This window comes from Acinetobacter sp. ANC 5054 (assembly GCF_002135295.1).
In the GTDB taxonomy this organism is placed as follows: Bacteria; Pseudomonadota; Gammaproteobacteria; order Pseudomonadales; family Moraxellaceae; genus Acinetobacter.
This window is the reverse complement of sequence record NZ_NEGG01000010.1, coordinates 98,326-116,244: the sequence shown is the minus strand read 5'-3', so window position 1 is coordinate 116,244 and position 17,919 is coordinate 98,326. Positions and strand designations below refer to the sequence as shown.

General features: G+C 37.4%; 13 protein-coding genes. 11 read left to right on the top strand and 2 right to left on the bottom strand.

Features of this window, described 5'->3' with window-relative positions; all coding sequences use genetic code 11:
- Positions 1-5 precede the first annotated feature (5 nt).
- Positions 6-1,133 (bottom strand): type VI secretion system protein TssA, encoded by a 1,128-nt coding sequence (tssA, locus tag B9T33_RS11345; RefSeq protein WP_086179012.1) that lies wholly within the window; start codon positions 1,131-1,133, stop codon positions 6-8.
- Positions 1,134-1,152: 19 nt separating this feature from the next.
- Positions 1,153-3,822 carry a type VI secretion system ATPase TssH gene (gene tssH / locus B9T33_RS11340; RefSeq protein WP_086179011.1) on the bottom strand — a complete coding sequence of 890 codons (2,670 nt, stop codon included), beginning with the start codon at positions 3,820-3,822 and terminating at the stop codon, positions 1,153-1,155.
- A 352-nt stretch (positions 3,823-4,174) separates the two neighbouring features.
- Here tssH and B9T33_RS11335 point away from each other — a divergent pair, with 352 nt between their 5' ends.
- The 11 genes from B9T33_RS11335 to B9T33_RS11285 all read left to right on the top strand — a co-directional run bounded on the left by B9T33_RS11335 (position 4,175) and on the right by B9T33_RS11285 (position 17,873).
- On the top strand, positions 4,175-4,900 hold the full coding sequence (locus B9T33_RS11335; RefSeq protein ID WP_143224011.1) for a hypothetical protein: 726 nt from the start codon (positions 4,175-4,177) through the stop codon (positions 4,898-4,900).
- A 20-nt stretch (positions 4,901-4,920) separates the two neighbouring features.
- A complete protein-coding gene (tssB, locus tag B9T33_RS11330; RefSeq protein ID WP_086179009.1) occupies positions 4,921-5,424 on the top strand; it encodes a type VI secretion system contractile sheath small subunit in 504 nt (167 codons plus the stop codon).
- Complete coding sequence (tssC, locus tag B9T33_RS11325; protein WP_086179008.1) at positions 5,417-6,898, top strand: type VI secretion system contractile sheath large subunit; 1,482 nt, start codon at positions 5,417-5,419, stop codon at positions 6,896-6,898. Before tssB ends, tssC begins: the two co-directional genes overlap by 8 nt.
- A 50-nt stretch (positions 6,899-6,948) precedes the next feature.
- Entirely contained in the window at positions 6,949-7,452 is a 504-nt protein-coding gene (locus tag B9T33_RS11320) for an Hcp family type VI secretion system effector (RefSeq protein ID WP_086179007.1), read from the top strand.
- Between the two features lie 69 nt (positions 7,453-7,521).
- The gene (tssE, locus tag B9T33_RS11315; RefSeq protein WP_086179006.1) at positions 7,522-7,998 is read left to right on the top strand and encodes a type VI secretion system baseplate subunit TssE; all 477 of its coding nucleotides are present in this window, start codon (positions 7,522-7,524) and stop codon (positions 7,996-7,998) included.
- Between the two features lie 15 nt (positions 7,999-8,013).
- On the top strand, positions 8,014-9,822 hold the full coding sequence (gene tssF, locus B9T33_RS11310; protein ID WP_086179005.1) for a type VI secretion system baseplate subunit TssF: 1,809 nt from the start codon (positions 8,014-8,016) through the stop codon (positions 9,820-9,822).
- Positions 9,786-10,784, top strand: a complete 999-nt coding sequence (gene tssG / locus B9T33_RS11305) for a type VI secretion system baseplate subunit TssG (protein ID WP_086179004.1) — start codon at positions 9,786-9,788, stop codon at positions 10,782-10,784. Before tssF ends, tssG begins: the two co-directional genes overlap by 37 nt.
- A complete protein-coding gene (locus tag B9T33_RS11300) occupies positions 10,777-12,222 on the top strand; it encodes a hypothetical protein (RefSeq protein WP_086179003.1) in 1,446 nt (481 codons plus the stop codon). The genes tssG and B9T33_RS11300 overlap by 8 nt, the downstream gene beginning before the upstream one ends.
- 27 nt (positions 12,223-12,249) lie before the next feature.
- The gene (gene tssM / locus B9T33_RS11295) at positions 12,250-16,086 is read left to right on the top strand and encodes a type VI secretion system membrane subunit TssM (RefSeq protein ID WP_086179002.1); all 3,837 of its coding nucleotides are present in this window, start codon (positions 12,250-12,252) and stop codon (positions 16,084-16,086) included.
- A 60-nt stretch (positions 16,087-16,146) separates the two neighbouring features.
- Entirely contained in the window at positions 16,147-17,106 is a 960-nt protein-coding gene (gene tagF, locus B9T33_RS11290; RefSeq protein ID WP_086179001.1) for a type VI secretion system-associated protein TagF, read from the top strand.
- A gap of 20 nt (positions 17,107-17,126) precedes the next feature.
- Entirely contained in the window at positions 17,127-17,873 is a 747-nt protein-coding gene (locus B9T33_RS11285; protein ID WP_086179053.1) for an OmpA family protein, read from the top strand.
- The last annotated feature ends 46 nt before the right edge of the window (positions 17,874-17,919 follow it).

Genomic DNA, 17,919 nt, shown 5'->3' with positions numbered 1-17,919 from the left:
TGATGTTACCAGTCGCTATTTGATTCATTAGATTGTTGTTGAACGCCTAACATTTCTTGTACGGCTTCAAGCGGATTTTCATTTTTAATGACTTGCGTTAGCCATTCGTGTAATGGCATTTGCGACCACTTAATCGTTTTTTGCAACATATAGCTAACAGGGCTATGAGGTTCATTCACTTGGAAATAATCCGCAATGTCTTGCAAAACACGCATAGCTTGTTCGCGGTTTTCTAAATGGTTCTGTGCTTGCGGTTTAAATTGTTGCGCATTTTGTTCTTGTTGTATTTGCATATCTTTTTGCACATGTTGCATAGCGGAGGCTGTTGGAGTTTCGCTTACAGTCGTTGATGATGTTTCAGTTGAAGTCGAATTCATAAATGCATCTGCTTTATAAATCTTTTTTAAACTCAAATGAATCATTTCAATTTGTGAGTCAATACCAGCAAAACTTGGCGCATCTAATCCCATCAATTGATCTAAAGTATCTTTTAGATTTTGCCAAACTTTTAGGATTTCTAAAAATTGTTGATAAGATTGATACTGAATTGATTTTGATGTGTTGAACAAGGCATGTTCAAATTGTTCCATTTCATTAATGCTGTCATCTTGTTCATCATCATCGTGACTCGATTTACGACGTTGATTTTGTTGATGAAGCATACGTTCATAGTCAGCCAATGAATATGCTGCACTCGCACTAACTATAGGTACAGTTTTAATCAGTATTGGAATCTGATTAATTATTCCTTGAAGCAAACCTAAACGCTGATCAAGATCTTCATCTTCAATTTCAGGGTGTAACTGTATCCAATAGTTTTCAAGACTACGCTGAGTCAGTTCAATACCTTTTGCAATACCAGCAAAACCATGAATATGCGTCCAAGCCTCAAGTAACCAACCATAGAGTCGGATATCCTTCGTTTGTTCACATAACAATTCGGATGATTTTTGATGAACAAAGCCCCAATCCGCTTGTTTGGGTTCGGCGATCCAATCACCTTGATCAAGTAATGGATCATCCTGCGTTTTAGCTTTTTTTATTGCGTGAAAATCATTCGAAAATGAATAATCACTCCCACAAGGTTGATCCTCAGAAATGGGTTGCAATAATGTTTCGAGTTCCAGACTCATATTCTACTTATTTCCTAACTTAGGCTTCTACAGTTTTCGGCTTCTTGGTATTGCGTTTTTTAGTAAGTTTAGCTTTTGGGTCAAGTAAATAAATAATGTCATCATCTTTTACATCAATTTCGATAAGTGATGGAATTTTTTGTTCACTCATTGCCATTAATAGCTCAGTCGCAAGAGAGGGTAATACACTCGAATTTAAAATGTTATCAACATTACGTGCGCCACTATCTACTTCTGTACAACGGCTTAACAATAATTCAACTAAATCATCTGTATAGCGAGTTTCAGTTCCATATTGTTTATGAATACGTGCTGTAATTTTTCCTAATTTATGATGAATAATACGGACCAGTAAGTCATCATGTAGTGGGAAATAAGGCACAATACGCATACGACCCAAAAATGCAGGTTTAAACTGCTTGTATAAAGCTGGTTTTAATACATCAATCAATTCTTCTGCCGTAGGCCATTCTTCAACTGGTTGGCTCACACAGGCTTGCATAATGGCGCTTGAACCGGCATTTGATGTTAATAAAATTGTCGTATTTTTAAAGTCGATCAAACGACCTTCACCATCTTCTAATGTGCCTTTATCAAAGACTTGGTAGAACAACTCTTGAACATCACTATGTGCTTTTTCAATTTCGTCTAATAAAACAACGCTATATGGATTACGACGAACAGCTTCAGTTAATACACCCCCTTGACCATAGCCAACATAGCCTGGAGGGGCACCTTTTAAGGATGAAACTGTATGTGCCTCTTGATACTCAGACATATTGATTGTAATGAGATGTGATTCACCACCATAAAGCTCATTGGCAAGGGCTAGGGCAGTTTCAGTTTTACCTACACCACTTGGGCCAACAAGCATGAATACGCCTTGTGGTTTGTTCGGATCTTCTAATTTTGCTTTAGAAGTTTTTATGCCTTGAACCAATTGATGTAACGCATAATCTTGTCCCATTACACGCTGTTCTAGTTGGTCTTCTAATTTTAAAATTTGTTTGATTTCATCGTTAACCATTTTACCCACTGGGATACCAGTCCAGTCAGAAATGATTTCATTGATAATTTGAGCATTCACACGTTCAAATACTAAGGGTGTTTGACCTTGTAATTGAGCAAGTTCATTTCGAAGTCCGCTCACTTTCTCGATATATTCAGCGTTATCGACAGCTTCGTTTTCAAATGCTTGAATTTGGCGAACAAGATCAAGTTCAGTTTGCCACTGCTTTTCAGTCGCCTGAATTTCTTGTTCTAGTGTAATCAACTCATGATTTAAAGCTTCAATTCGCTCATGATGAATAGGGATGTTTTTGTGTTCATTTTCTAAAATTGCCAGTTCAAGCTTAAGGTTATGTAACTGCGCTTGAAGTTGATCTAATTTTACAGGTTGCGCATTTTGCGTTAGTGCGACGCGAGCAGAAGCTGTATCAAGTACGCTGATCGCCTTATCTGGCAGTTGGCGACCGGTAATATAACGATGTGAAGCATGGACAGCCGTGACAATCGCTTCATCATCAATTTGTAAACTGAAATGCTTTGCCATAACAGGAATCATGGCACGAAGCATATCAATCGCAACGTCTTCCGTTGGTTCGGTAACTTGAATCACTTGAAAACGACGACTTAATGCAGCATCTTTTTCAAAATATTGTTTATATTCAGCCCAAGTGGTTGCCGCAATCGTACGTAATTCTCCGCGTGCAAGCGCAGGTTTAAGTAAGTTTGCAGCATCATTTTGACCTGCTTGGCCACCCGCACCAATTAATGTATGAGCTTCATCTATAAATAGAATAATAGGGTGAGCAGAGGCTTGAACTTCATGAATGACTTGTTTTAATCGATTCTCAAATTCACCTTTTACACTTGCTCCAGCCTGAAGTAAGCCCATGTCTAGCGTGTGAATACTGACATTCTTAAGTGCATCTGGGACTTGATTGGTTGCAATTTTTAAAGCCAAACCTTCAACAACAGCCGTTTTTCCTACACCTGGTTCACCAGTTAAAATAGGGTTGTTTTGTCGACGGCGCATCAAAATATCGAGCATCAAACGAATTTCAAATTCACGACCAATCACAGGGTCAATACCACCATTTTTAGCTTTTTCAGTTAGATTAATGGTGTATTGATCTAAGGCAGGCGTTTTAAAAGCTGGTGATTGAAGACTTTGACTATTTTGATGATCATTCACTTCATTGGTGTAATCTTCATTTTCAACACTTTTCGCACAGAGGTCCAAGAATTTGTGCTTAATCGTATCGATTGGTAAAAGTTCAAATAAGCTTGAGGCGCGTATTGCAATTTGGTAAAGATCTTGCGCTGTCAAAAATGCAACAAGCAAATGACTACTTCGAATTAAAGGATTTTGTTCAGCAGATGCCAGTAACCATGCTTGCTCAAGTAAACGCACAATAGATTTAGCAAAAATAGGAGTACGAGTATTACCTTTTGGTAACTGTGAAATGCTTTCCTTCAGATCGTTGATTAAACCTTCACGTGAAACTTTGTACTTTTCAAGTAATATTTGAAGGTCATTTTTATCATTTTGATTGAGTATTTCGAGTAAAAAGTGCTCTATTTCTATTTCGTAATTTTGTTGATTAATGCAAGTATTGGCGGATTTTTCAAGTGATATACGTGCATGAGGGGATAGTTTTGTAATTAAAACTTTTAAATTATTCATAAAAAACTCATCAGATTTAAAATACACAGTACAAAAAAATTAAATGGTGAACTGTGATCTCATTATTCTTGCTATAAAAATAAATTTTTAAAATCAACGCATTGCGCTTTTTTGGCGTCTAACTTTAGGCGATATAATACAGAGAAATTTAAAAAATGAAAAAGTTAATTTAAAAAAAAGAAACAAAAAAAAACAAATAGTTGACAAACTAGGTCGCTTTTTGCGGAATTTTGTATTGACTCCATGCTGTTATATTTTGTTAAATTTGCGCACCTTAATATTTTTCTATAAACGAAGAGAAAACCCACAGAACATAAGTGGTGATTTCTCCAAATAAACTATGTTTTCTTTCATGTGTATGGATAGACCAGAGGCAATTTTGAAAAAAATTTGTGTTTTTACACCCTTAATTTTAGCGACATGTTTTTCCCAGATAGCTTTGGCAAAGGATGAGGTGACGACGGTAAATAAGTCCTGTGTAAAGGATTATCCGCTAGCTTTAGGTGATACTGATTTAGAAATCATTAGTTATTACAACCAATTATGTGACAAGAAAAATAAAAAAAATAGCGCACTTAAAAATGAAATTTTAGTTGATATTGCAAAGAAATATCAGGTGAATGGTTATAATTTAAAAGCTTTACAAGTTGTAAACTCACTCAGATTAAATAATTATTACTCTCCAGATTTAACAGATGTAACATTTTTGGCAGGTGTGGCTATCTCTCATAATGCGTTGAATCAAATGCGTAATAATGAAAATCGCACTTTGGATGAGAGTACTTATTCACCAGCAAAAGTTCTTGCTGATAACATTCGTTATATTCAGCCATCACTTGATAAAAAAGCATATATCAGTTCTGATTTGGATGAAAAAAGTGTTGAAACGGTGGCTAGTACTGTGAAGTTTAAAAAATCTAGTCAACCAAAAACTAAAAAACAGACCAATACACAAGCAAAGAAAACGACACAAGCGAAGCAGAACACAACTGTCAAATCACATGTGAAACAAACAGTTCCTACTCCGGTGAGAAAACCAGCAGCAGGTTCATCGCCTTTTGATACATTGAAAAAATAAATAACAAGGAAATAACACTCATGGCAAAACGTGAAAGTGTGCAAAAAAAGCTACAACGTATTCGTCCTCCACGCGTGCAATTGACATATGACGTGGAAGTCGGTGATGGTAAGGAAATTAAAGAATTACCGTTTGTTGTCGGGGTTTTAGGTGATTTCTCCGCAGCTTCTGAAGTCGAAAAAACCAAATTAAAAGATAAAAAATTTATTAATGTTGATTTAGACAATATTGATGAAGTAATGGAATCTCTTGCACCGCGTGCAAACTTCCAAGTTGAGAATACTTTGACTGAAGAAGGCGGCAGAATGTCTGTCGACTTAACATTCAAAAGTATGGCGGATTTCACACCTGAACATGTAGTGCAACAGGTTGATCCTTTACAAAAATTGGTTGCTGCACGTGAGCGTTTATCGGATTTGCGCAATAAAATTTCGAATAATGAACGCTTAGAAGACTTGCTTGATGAAGTCTTAAATAATACTGACCAAATTCGCAAATTAAGCGTGGAGGCGGGAAATGAGTAATTTTAATACTGCAACTGCGACAAATCTTGAAACCGAAGAATATTCACTTTTAGATTCTATTGTTGAGCAAAGTCGAATCGCACGTACAGATCAAGAACATGATCGTGCTAAAAGTTTAATCGGTGAACTTGCGAAAGAAGTCATGGCAGGAACTATTACTGTTTCTGAGAATATGACCTTATCAATTGATAAGCGTATTGCTGAAATTGATGCTTTAATTTCTTCGCAGCTTAGCAAAATTATGCATCATGAAGAATTTCAAAAAATTGAGTCAACATGGCGTGGTCTATATTACTTCTGCCAAGAAACTCCGTCGAATTCATTAACAAAAATTCGTATGTTAAATACAACGAAAAAAGAGTTAATCAAGGATTTTCAGGGTGCGACTGATTTTGACCAAAGTACGTTGTTTAAGAAAATTTATGAAGAAGAATATGGTTCATTCGGTGGCGCACCTTATGCAACTTTAATCGGTGATTTTGAGTTTGATCGTACACCTTCAGATATGTATTTGCTTGAACAAATTTCGCATGTGGCTGCTGCTGCTCACGCACCGTTTATTTCTGCTGCAAGTCCAAATATGTTAGGACTAGAGTCTTTCACTGATATCGACCGTCCACGTGATGTGTCAAAAATCTTTGAAACAGCCGAATATGTACAGTGGCGCTCATTCCGTGAAAGCGATGATGCACGTTATGTTGCATTGACGATGCCGCGTGTATTGGGGCGTTTGCCTTATCATCCAAAAGAAGGTACTGCAACTGAAGGCTTTAACTATGTTGAAGAGGTTTCAGGCGAAAACCACAATGAATATTTATGGATGAATGCAGCCTATGCATTTGGCACACGTTTGACCAATGCATTTGATATGCATGGTTGGTGTGCTGCCATTCGTGGGGTTGAAGGTGGCGGTTTAGTCGAAGGCTTACCTGTACATACCTTTAAAACCAACGATGGTGAAGTTGTTTTTAAATGTCCAACTGAAATTGCAATTACGGACCGTCGTGAAAAAGAACTCAGTGATTTAGGCTTTATCCCATTGGTACATTGCAAAAATACTGACTATGCCGCGTTTTTTGGTGCGCAATCTGCTCAAAAACCAAAGAAATATGACAGCGATACTGCAAATGCAAACTCTGCTTTATCAAGTCAAATCCAGTACATCATGGCGGTTTCACGTATTGCACATTATTTAAAAGCAATGATGCGTGACAAAGTGGGTAGTTTTGCCTCTGCAGGTAATGTTGAAACATTCTTAAATGAATGGCTATCACAGTACGTATTACTTGATGATGGTGCATCTCAAGAAGCAAAAGCGCAATATCCATTACGCGAAGCTTCTGTAAAAGTTGTAGAAAACCCTGCATTACCGGGTCACTACAAATCTGTGGTCTTTTTACGACCGCATTTCCAGTTGGATGAGTTGTCTGTTTCTTTACGACTTGTGACCGAGTTGCCTCAGTCCTCAAATTAATTTTTGAGACAACTTTATAATAACTTTAAATAAAATAGGTTTTGAGAACAATGAAAGATATATACATTCAATTTCGTGGTAAGTACAAAGTAGATGGCGAATCACGTGATGCTGAACATAAGAGTTGGTTAGAAGTAAATTCTTGGACGCACAATATTCGTCAACCAAAATCTGCAACATCTTCAAGTGTTGGTGGTCATACTGCAGAACGTGTAGAACATTCGGATATGCTTTTTGTGAAAGACCTTGATGCGACCAGCCCAAAACTTTGGGAAGCGTGTTCTGCGGGTTATACATTTGACGAAGTTCAGATTGATTTCTACCGTGCAAATGGCGACAAACGTATTAAATATCTTCAAATTAAATTGAAACATGTACTCGTTTCAAGCGTTACGCCAACAGTAAATGATGAAGGTGTCCCGCATGAATCGTTTGGTTTGAAATACGCTGCTGTTGAGTGGACGTACAACCAACAAGACATTAACGGTACAGCGAAAGGTGCTGTAACGAAGAAATGGTCGTTGTCTAATAACACTGCATCATACGCAGCGTAATAGATGGATTCAGATAGAGGCTAACTTGTTTAGCCTCTATTTTAATTTTTTTAATATTTATAAGAAGATATGAATCTCGATCAGCTCTATCCTTACGGTTTTAGAACAACTTTATTTGACCGTCTACTTCCTATAGATGCACAGCAAACTCAAGGTTTGTCTTTGCAAGAATTACGCGAATCAGTGGCTTCCGACTTAGAAGATTTATTGAATAGCCGTGTAGCAAAACTTGATGATTTTATTGATGATTTTCCCTTAGCTAAAAAGTCCATTTTACAATTTGGGATTATTGACTTTGTAGGTTTGTCGACGGCAAATCCAACTGATCGTGACAAGATTTGCCAATCAATCGAACAGTCGATTGCAGCACATGAGCCAAGACTCAAACAGATTCGAGTCGAGATGTTAATGGATGGTCATAATATGGGAGCTTTGTGTTTGAGTATTCAAGCCTATCTCAATATTCATCCATTATATGAACCTGTCGTTTTTGATGCTTTATTAAAACCAACAACACAACAATATGTTATTTCACCAAGAGTTTAATCAAGTGGGTTATCTGTGATAGAAGAGCTGTTACCGTATTACGAAAAACAACTACAGGAATTTGGACAACAGTCCCGTGAGTTTGCCAGTAAATACCCAAAAATTGCACAACGTTTGTCTTTAAATCAAGAACAGATTGACGACCCACATATTGAACGTTTAATTCAGGCATTTTCTTTAATTTCTGCACGTATTGATAAAAAGCTCGCAGATAGCTATGACGTTTTTACTCGTTCCATTTTTGAGGTCATGTTTCCTCAATATTTAAAACCATTTCCAGCATGTTCGGTTGTAAGCTTTGAAGATATTAATAAAATTAAGCAACTGACAGAACGACACCCGATTCCTAAAGCGACAACTTTAAAAGCTAAAAGTACCCGTGGTGTTCAATGTGAATATCAAACCGTACAAGATGTGGTGTTATTACCGATTCAATTAAAACAATTAAATTTCAAAACGCATCCATCTGCGCATATGCATTTAAATCAAAATGCGACCTTGAATTTAGGTTTTGAAATTTTTTCAAATAAACATGCATTATTGGCGCAAGAACAATTGCCGATTTTTTTGGATGCCATTTCGAATTTTCCACTCCAAGTGCTCGACAGTATTTTTAAATCGAGCACCAGTTTTTCAATTCGAGTAGGGCTGCATGTTTTTGATATTTCTAATCCATTTGAAGTCATGGGTTTTGATGAAATTCAAAGCGTCCTTCCTATAGATCAGCATACGCATCACGCCTATCGTTTGTTGATGGAATACTTCTGCGTTCCAGAAAAATTTAGTTTTCTAAAACTTAATCTCGATTTCATTAAATACTTGAGTTTGGAACATAGTGAATTTGAAGTGCAAATGCATTTTAAATTGAACCTGAATGATCAAGCGTCTATACGTAATTATTCTGAACTCAACGCAGCTAACTTTAAATTATTTTCAACGCCGATCGTTAATTTATTTAAAAAGCAGGCGGAACCACAAAAAATTAATCATAAGCGTATGGAATATCCACTAATCACGGATGCGCATCATCCTGAATATTATCAAGCATATTCAATTGTAAAAATGAATATGGTGCGTGAAAAAAGTAATCAGGATGAAGTGTATTATCCAGTGTTACCGTTCTTTGCGATGAGCCATTATCACCAAGATAAAGTTCAGTTTTTCTATAGCTTGAATCCACAGCAGATGAAGAATAAATATCAGGAACTGAATTATTCAATTGTCTCACGCTCATTAGATCCGTATAGTACCCAATCTGATTTTATTAGTACTGAACTTTTATGTAGTAATCGTGAATTACCTTATGAAAGTTATAATAAAGATCAGAATGCTTTAACGCTCAATGACAGTAATTTGGCGCGTCGTGCCTTAATGTTAAAACGTCCATCGATTCCGCATTATTTTGAACAGAATAAGAAAGAGCAGTGGCGTGTCATTTCTCATTTATCACTCAATAATATGTCTTTAATGAAAGGTGATACGGTCGCCCATATTAAGGAATTATTAGAGCTCTATAACTTACCTACATCGAAAGAAAATCAAATTATTATTGATTCGATTAAAAATATTCAATTTTCAACGAAACAAAAACTCGTTGAAAGTAAACCTTTTCCATTATTTGTTCGTGGACTTCAAGTTAAATTAGAAATTGATGCAGATATATTCAGAGGGCATAGTCTATATATTTTCAGTCAATTATTGACCAATATTTTTAATTTAAAGGTCAATATGAATAGTTTTGTCGATGTCTTGGTTTTTGATGCGAACACTCAACAGGAGTTATACCAATGCGTTCAGAACGTTGGTGGCAAGAAAGCTCTGTAGTTGAGGGACTTTTTCAAGAACCTACCGCTTATGAGTTTATACAAGCGACACGACTGTTAAGGCATGCGCCTTATGGAAAAGCACAAAGCCATTGGGCAAATGATTTTGAGTTTGACAGTTCGCTGAATCTTAATTTTCCAAATACAGAAATTGAGGCTTTAAATTTAGAGAATAACAAAGTTCAAATTACCAATTTAATGGTGGGATTGACAGGTATCCAAGGCGCTTTACCTTATAGCTATACCAATAAAATTAAACTCAGTGCACGTCAACAACGCCAAGAAACGCAGAAATTTTTAGGTCTTTTTAACCATAAACTTACAGCGCATTATGTTGATGCCAGTATCAATTACCATTTACCTATTCGCTATGAAATTGAAGAAGATAACCACTATTTAGATATTTTACATGCCTTAAATGGTTATGTTCGTAGTCAACACGAACAACCCGATTTAGATGATTACTTTGCTGAATTTTCAGGATTAATGCAGGGACAAAATAATACAGCGTACGCATTGAAAACCATGTTGAGTTGTATTTTTAATCATGAATTTACGGTGCGCGAATTCATTCCTGAAACATTTGTTTTTGAAGAAGAGCAGCGTACGTGCTTGGGTGGTAGTCAGCCGAGTTTGTTGGGTTTAAATACCTTTTGCGGTGAAAGTGTAAAACAAATTGATGAAAAAATTGAAATTGTGATCGGTCCACTTTCTCACGAAGATTACTTGAGCTATTTACCTAATCAAGCGCGAAGCAAAAAGTTGAAGAGAATGATTCAAACGTGGTGCAGTCCAACCTTAATGATGGATATTCGCTTGATTTTAAAAAAAGAAGAAATGAAACCTGTTTGTTTAAACGCCTTGAGCGGAATCGGTTTAGGACAGGGGGCTTTTTTACAGCCAAATAAACAGGAAGATAATGCTGAAACCTGTTATGCCTTAATGGGGAATTCTTGTGATTAAATTAATCATTGGTACGTTTACGACACTATTTTTATTGTGCACTGCATGTATCATTTTTTACTGGCGCGATACAGGATTTGATCCCTCTGCAATAGATCTAATATCTTACTTTTTCCTATTGCCTTTAGTTTTATGTGCGCTAATTTTATCGCCATATTTCATATACAAAGGTATTCAATTTCGTAAAGAACAAAAAATAGAAGCACAAAAAAAAGCTGAGGAACAGGCGGAACAAAAAGAACTTGAAGCAATTGAGCAAGCCAAACCGAAACCGTTAGAAATTCAACAGATAAGCATTAATGTCTTTTCATCTGCAGCATGGCATAGCTATGGTGAAAATGAACAAATTGTTGAAGATATTCAGCAATTCAAAAGTCCTGAGTTAGACCAAAATCTGTTGAATGGCTACGGTTTGCCAGTATTGTCATATCGGATCAAAGACTTGGATGAATTGACTTCAGACGATGAAGAGACGGATTTTAATGTAACAACCATGCGGGAAAAACGCATTCAAGCTTTAATTCAACAGCAATTGGAACAGCATGCTGAAAGTTTGTATTTGATTGCTGATCATTTAAAACAGTCTACGTTGTTTTATGACAGCGAATTAGCCTACCAATATCGTATGCATCCAGCTTGGGTTAATCCAAATTACGCACAAGAAGTTGACTCGGATTCTGTTGCACAATCTCAAGCCCCAGTTTCACGTTTAAATCGCCTAAATATTCATGTTTTACTTGCAGAAGATTTGGTCCATCAGTGGAGTGACGATTATCTCAATGACATTAAAAATCAGTTGTCTGAGAGTAATGGCGTCATTGCAGAACAAATTCATATCGAAGCACATTTCATTGGGAAAAGTGTCGCTTATACCGAGTGGTTACGCATTCTTGAACAAATTTCTCATCAAACTAGTCAAGTGAGCTTGGTCATTAGTGTTGACTCAGAAATTGATCAAGAGTGTGTCGATGAAAAAATATGGCTGCAAGAGCAATATATCGCGGCTGAATATGCTTCGAGTTGGTGTCTAGCAAATACACAAGTCAATATTCAAAATTTAATGCCGAAAAAAGTATTGAATGTTGTGACCAATGAAACTGATTTTGCACAGAGTTTTAAACGAAAACAGTTAAAAGACTTACCACAGTTTAATCAAGAACAACCTTTCTTATTTATGTTAGATGATGCCACAGACATGAAAGTGGTGAAAAAGCTACAAAATAAATTCGATGAAACTGCGACTGAAACTTATCATTTTTTATATACAAAACAAAATCTTGGGGATACACAGCATTTAGCCAAAATCTTTGGTTTTATGTTGGGTATGCACCTGCCAGAAGAGTTAACCGCCATGATGTACAGCACGGATCAAGAGTCAACATTTGCTTTTATTCAAGCATTTTCAGAAGAAGAGCAGCTTGAACCAGAAACGATTTAAATAGAATTAAATTAGATTGAGAAAATTGTGAACACATTATTTTATACAATACTCGGTTATGTTTGGCAGTATGTCACCAATCCTAAAGCGATGGTGGCTTTGTCATTTTTTGTGGCCATTATGGCCATGCATAACTCGATTCCGCAAAAAACCTTTTATATCGTTGTCGCTGTTTATATTCTTGGATTGATCATTTGGGGTATTTACGAGCTGGTTCAGCATTACCGTCATAAACAACAAGGTGATGAATTAGCTGACGCAATTACGAAAGATACAGAAGCTGAATACGGCAAGCAAAAAAATAAAGAAGAGCTCTCGTTGATCAATCAACAAGTCAAAGAGTCGATTCAACTTATCCGTAAATCCAAATTGGGGGATAAAAAAGGAAGTGCAGCATTGTACGAATTACCGTGGTATATGGTGATTGGTAATCCTGCTGCGGGTAAAAGTTCTGCTATTTATAACTCAGGTTTACGCTTTCCATTTGAAGAAACCCATCAAAAAATGGTTTCAGCAGGACTAAGCGGAACACGTAACTGTGATTGGTTTTTCTCAACAGATGGTGTATTACTCGATACTGCGGGACGTTATTCTGTTTATGCCGAAGATCATTCTGAATGGTTGGGCTTTTTAAATATTTTAAAGAAAAACCGTTCTAAAGCACCTATTAATGGTCTGATTGTGATTGTTTCTGTGGCGGAATTGGTCAGTCAAAGTCCTGAAAAATCAATTAAATTAGCGAAAAATTTGCGTGCACGCATTCAAGATTTAACAGAGCGTCTAGAAGTTTTTGCACCTGTTTATATCGTCTTTTCTAAAATGGACTTAATTGCAGGGTTTACCGAGTTCTTTGATTGTTACGATAAAGATGAATTCGACCAAGTGTGGGGTGCGACCTTACCTTATGATCCGAACTCTTCGGAACATGCCGTTGAAATGTTCGAAAAGCACTATTCAATTTTGTATGATGGTTTAAAAAGTGTTAGCACAACGCATTTGAGTCGTCGTCACTCGCAAAATATTTCACCGAGTGTCATGACCTTTCCATTGGAATTTAAGAGTCTTAAACCTGTTTTAAAAACATTTATTGGTACATTATTTCAAGAAAATCCGTATCAATTTAAACCTGTGTTCCGTGGTTTTTATTTCACCAGTGCATTGCAAGAAGGTGTCATTGAAAGTCCAATGACTGAGCAAATTGCAGATGATTTCCACTTAGTGAAGAGTACGGACAGTGACTTTGGTATTCCTACCAATTCTGTGTCACAAGATCATGGCTACTTCCTGAAAGGTTTGTTCTCGACTGTTATTTTAAAAGATAAAAATCTGGTCAAACAGCATATTAATCCAACGCGTAAGCGCCAACGTTTTATGGCATTTATTGGCGCCTTACTATTGGTTGCTATGGTGTTGGGTTTATGGATTTGGTCATATCGAAATAACCAACAGTTGGTGGCAGAAGTCCAAGCCGATTTAGATAAAGTCGTGCAAATGGAAAGTCAAAATGGTAGTGAGTTATCAACGCAGCTTGATGCCTTGCTGATTTTACAAGGTCACTTGCAACAACTGGATCATTTTGATGAAGATCGTCCATTGAAATATAGTTTCGGCTTGTATCAAGGTAATCAGATTCGTGAAAAATTAAAAACTGAATATCTACGTGGTATTCAGCAGTTGGTGTTAGTGCCATCACAGCAAAATATTGCACAATATTTGCAACGTGTAAAATCGAATGAAGCTACATTAAAAGAAAATCACGTTAATGTTCAAATTACTCAGGCGGTAAAAAGCAATCAACCCTATTTAGAGCCATCGGATAGCAATCCACAAGATGCTTATAATGCGTTGAAAGCTTATTTGATGCTGAGCAATCATAAATATGTTGAATCAAGCCATCTAAGTGACCAAGTGACACGTTTCTGGCGTTCATGGTTAGATTCGAACCGTGGTCAAATGCCGCGTGGTGAAATGATTCAAAAGGCTGAACAAGTCTTATCTTATGCAATGACTTTGGCTAATGATCCAACATTCCCACAGTTAGAGTCGGATACACTTTTGGTTGATCAGACGCGTCAATTATTGACTGCCGTTACGATGGGTATTCCTGCTCGTGATCGTGTTTATAACGAAATAAAAATGCGTGGCTCGGTGCGTTTCCCTGCTGTAACTGTGAAACAAATTGTGGGGGAAGGCGCACAAAACAGTATGTTGGGTAGTTATGCATTGCCGGGGATCTTTACTTATCAGGCTTGGAATGATTATGTTAAAGATGCAATCAGCCAAGCTGCAAATAATCCAACGGATACGCAAGATTGGGTGCTCAATTCCAACCGCTCTGATGACTTAACTTTCAGTGGAAGTCCTGATCAAATCAGTAAGCAATTAACCGAGTTGTATAAACAAGAATATATTGCTGAATGGCGTAAATTCTTGAATGCAATGCATTATGCAAAAGGTACTGATGTTGCTCAGCAATCACGTTTTACCGATATTTTAGGTGAACCTGAAAACTCTCCAATTCGAAAATTGGTAGATCGTGTCGCTAAAGAAACCAACTGGGATAATCCAATTGTGCAAGCTGAACTTGCAGCGCCACAAAAAGGCTTCATTGCATGGTTTAAACGGAAAGTCCTTAGCCGTGACGATGCACAACAAGCACAGCAAGTTGCATCTAAAGCAGGTCAAGGTGTCATAGCCAAAGAATTTGATGTGTTCTATCAATTGGTACGTAAGCGTGATGACCAGCAAAATAAATCCATTATGGATGAATACATGCTGTCGTTAAGCCAAATACGTAGCAAATATAATGATCTGAAAAGCAGTGGCGATATGGGGCCTGCAAGTATGGCCTTGGTAAAACAAACCATTAATGACCAAAGCTCAGTCTTTAACAGTACCCAAAAGTTTGTTGATGAAAAAATGTCTGTAGGTCTAAAAGAGTTAGATCAGCAGATGATTCAAAAACTCTTTATGCAACCCGTGACGCAGTCATTTGAAGTATTGTTAATACCTGCTCAAAATGAAATTAATAAATTATGGGCAATGCAAGCGTATCAACCATTTAGCACGAATTTAGCACCTAAATATCCGTTCAATAGCAACGCAACTTTGCAAGCAACCAGCAATGAAATCAGCCAAATTTTTGGTGAAAACGGTAGTATTGCGCGTTTTGTGAAAGAATATTTAGATCCATTAGTGATTCGTCGTGGTTATACCTTGACCACTAAGACATGGAAAGATTTAGGTATTGGCTTAAATCCTCAATTTGTTGCCAACTTCCAACGTTATGTAGCACCAAGTAATGGTGTTGCAACAGGTGAATTGACGCAAGCAGCGCCAGCAGCAACAAATCAGTCTAACTTCCAGTTCTATCCACTGGAAAACCCACAACTACTGTCGTATACCATTGATATTGATGGACAACGTATGGTTTATGAAAATGGTGTACAACAATGGGTGAATTTTGTCTGGCCAAATAAAACCGCAATTCCGGGGGCACGTATTACTGCTATTGATTTAGAGGGCCAAACGCACACGATTTTTGATGAACCGGGTGAATACGGTATTAACCGCTTGGTAGAAGGTGCACAGCGTACTGAAAAAGGTGGCAATGCATTTGAAATGGTTTGGTATAGCAAACAAAATCCTAAAATATTTGTGAAGGTGAATTTCCGTTTAGTGAGCGGTAGTGCTTCTGGCCCAACCACGGGTTCAGGCTACTCAGGTATGACCTTGGTTGACCAAGTTGTGACCAATAAGGGTGTTCGTGTAGTCGCTGCGCAAACCATGCCAGCGGGTCAGGCACCTGTAGCGCCTCCTGCAAACTCACCTATGAGTGCTGTACAAGGAAATGCAACACCATGATGAGCAATTCAGATAATTCCACAGTTACGACCATCGCGCAGTACAATAAGGAGTGTGCCTATGTATGAAGTCAGAACGACACCTTTGTATTATGGAAAATGTCCTGCGCGTGGTGACTTTTTAAAAAGTCGTGAACAATATTCATTGATTCAGTTAATCGATCAGTGGATTACTGAGGCGCTGGAATATGCCATGCGCTCGGATAATTTCAATGCTGCTTACACAACTTTGCCATCACTGGACTTTTTTATTGCCAGTCCAAAAGATCGGCGCTTTTTGGTTGCGAATTTAATTAGCAGTGAAGATAGTTCGAAACGACAGTTTCCGATGGTGTTGGCGCATCTTTTAGAAATTGATGATCCATTTGATAATATCTTGTACGCACCATATCGGTATAAACAAACATTGATTGATTTATATCAGCGAAACCGTGTAATGCGTTCGATTCGTGATCCAGATATTTTGCTAGATAAGCTGGGGAAATTGAGCAATGAAATTCAGGTGTTTGGGACTGAAGAAAGCTCTTCTTTTTATGAACAGCACACTTTGCATTCTTTTGCACGCTTATTGAATTTCACACCGTATCAGCTTGCACAAAGTATGATTGGTCTTGGTTTATTGCTACAACCCATTATCCGTCAAGGCACGTCAAAGCTGAATAAAGTATTGATTCTACCCATCAATAACATCAGCTATTGCTATGAGATTGCAGCATTTTGGGTCAATCTGATTAGCCGATTTGTCGAAAACCAAGATGCTGAATTACTGATGGGTATTTTACATAGTGATTCACCTGTACTGCTCTTTGGTTTCCAAGGTGCAGATATTACAGCCTTAAGCGATGTATTTACTCAAAATATGGACAGTGATCATTGGGTATCACTCATCGATGCACAGTGGATTGATCCGTATTTAGAACAAAATGCGGGTTTGGCTGTATTAGAGCAGTCATTGAGTGAACGTCAGATTAGTCTGATTCATGGAATTAAACTCTTTAGACAGACTTTTATAGAAGAATAATCATGCCGAATACCAAACCAATGTTGTCGAAATTACTTGCTACAGCTTGTATCTTTGGATTTTCTACCGTGCTTTGGGCACAGCCGATTGTGATTGAAGGTGCTGTTCCCAATGAGACCACAAAACAGGAAATTCTAAATAAAGCTTATATGACTTATGGTCAAGAAAATGTCGTTGATAAAATTCAAGTTCGCGCAGTCACTGCACCGAATGGCTGGGGCAATAGTGTTAGTCAAATGATCAACGATGATCTAAAAAAGGTTAAACAAGGCAAACTTTCTGTACGCGGGACACAGGTCGATTTAAGTGGAAAAATGTCAAATCAAAATGATATTCAACCGACTACCACTAAATTTCAGTCTTTAGTCGCAGCGCCATACCGTTTCAATGCTCAGCTATCAGTCAATCAAGCAGAACAAGCTATTATCGATGCTGCACTTCGTAATCGAATTATTGAATTTGAATCTGGTAGTGCGATTCTAGCGACATCAGGTGTACAGATTTTAGATGAAATGGCAGTAGCACTGAACCGTGTAGGCGGTAAAAAAGTTCGAATTATTGGACATACAGATAGTTCAGGAAATCCTGAAAATAATCTTAGCCTTAGCCAAGAGCGTGCGAATGCGGTGAAAAATTATCTCATTGGAAAAAATATTAATGCGGCCACTTTAACTGCGGAAGGTATGGGTGCAAACAAACCTGTAGCAGATAACACAACGCCCGAAGGCCGTAAGAAAAACCGTCGAATCGAGTTTGAAGTGCTTTAAAAGCTTACTTCGTTTGTAAAAGACCAGCTCACCAAGAGCTGGTTTT

What these genes read in the sequence shown, in the direction of transcription:
- tagF (WP_086179001.1), top strand. Translation starts at nt 16,147, where the DNA reads ATGTATGAAGTCAGAACGACACCTTTGTATTATGGAAAATGTCCTGCG.
- B9T33_RS11320 (WP_086179007.1), top strand. Translation starts at nt 6,949, where the DNA reads ATGAAAGATATATACATTCAATTTCGTGGTAAGTACAAAGTAGATGGC.
- tssC (WP_086179008.1), top strand. Translation starts at nt 5,417, where the DNA reads ATGAGTAATTTTAATACTGCAACTGCGACAAATCTTGAAACCGAAGAA.
- tssH (WP_086179011.1), bottom strand. Translation starts at nt 3,822, where the DNA reads ATGAATAATTTAAAAGTTTTAATTACAAAACTATCCCCTCATGCACGT.
- tssE (WP_086179006.1), top strand. Translation starts at nt 7,522, where the DNA reads ATGAATCTCGATCAGCTCTATCCTTACGGTTTTAGAACAACTTTATTT.
- tssG (WP_086179004.1), top strand. Translation starts at nt 9,786, where the DNA reads ATGCGTTCAGAACGTTGGTGGCAAGAAAGCTCTGTAGTTGAGGGACTT.
- B9T33_RS11335 (WP_143224011.1), top strand. Translation starts at nt 4,175, where the DNA reads ATGTGTATGGATAGACCAGAGGCAATTTTGAAAAAAATTTGTGTTTTT.
- tssA (WP_086179012.1), bottom strand. Translation starts at nt 1,133, where the DNA reads ATGAGTCTGGAACTCGAAACATTATTGCAACCCATTTCTGAGGATCAA.
- tssB (WP_086179009.1), top strand. Translation starts at nt 4,921, where the DNA reads ATGGCAAAACGTGAAAGTGTGCAAAAAAAGCTACAACGTATTCGTCCT.
- B9T33_RS11285 (WP_086179053.1), top strand. Translation starts at nt 17,127, where the DNA reads ATGTTGTCGAAATTACTTGCTACAGCTTGTATCTTTGGATTTTCTACC.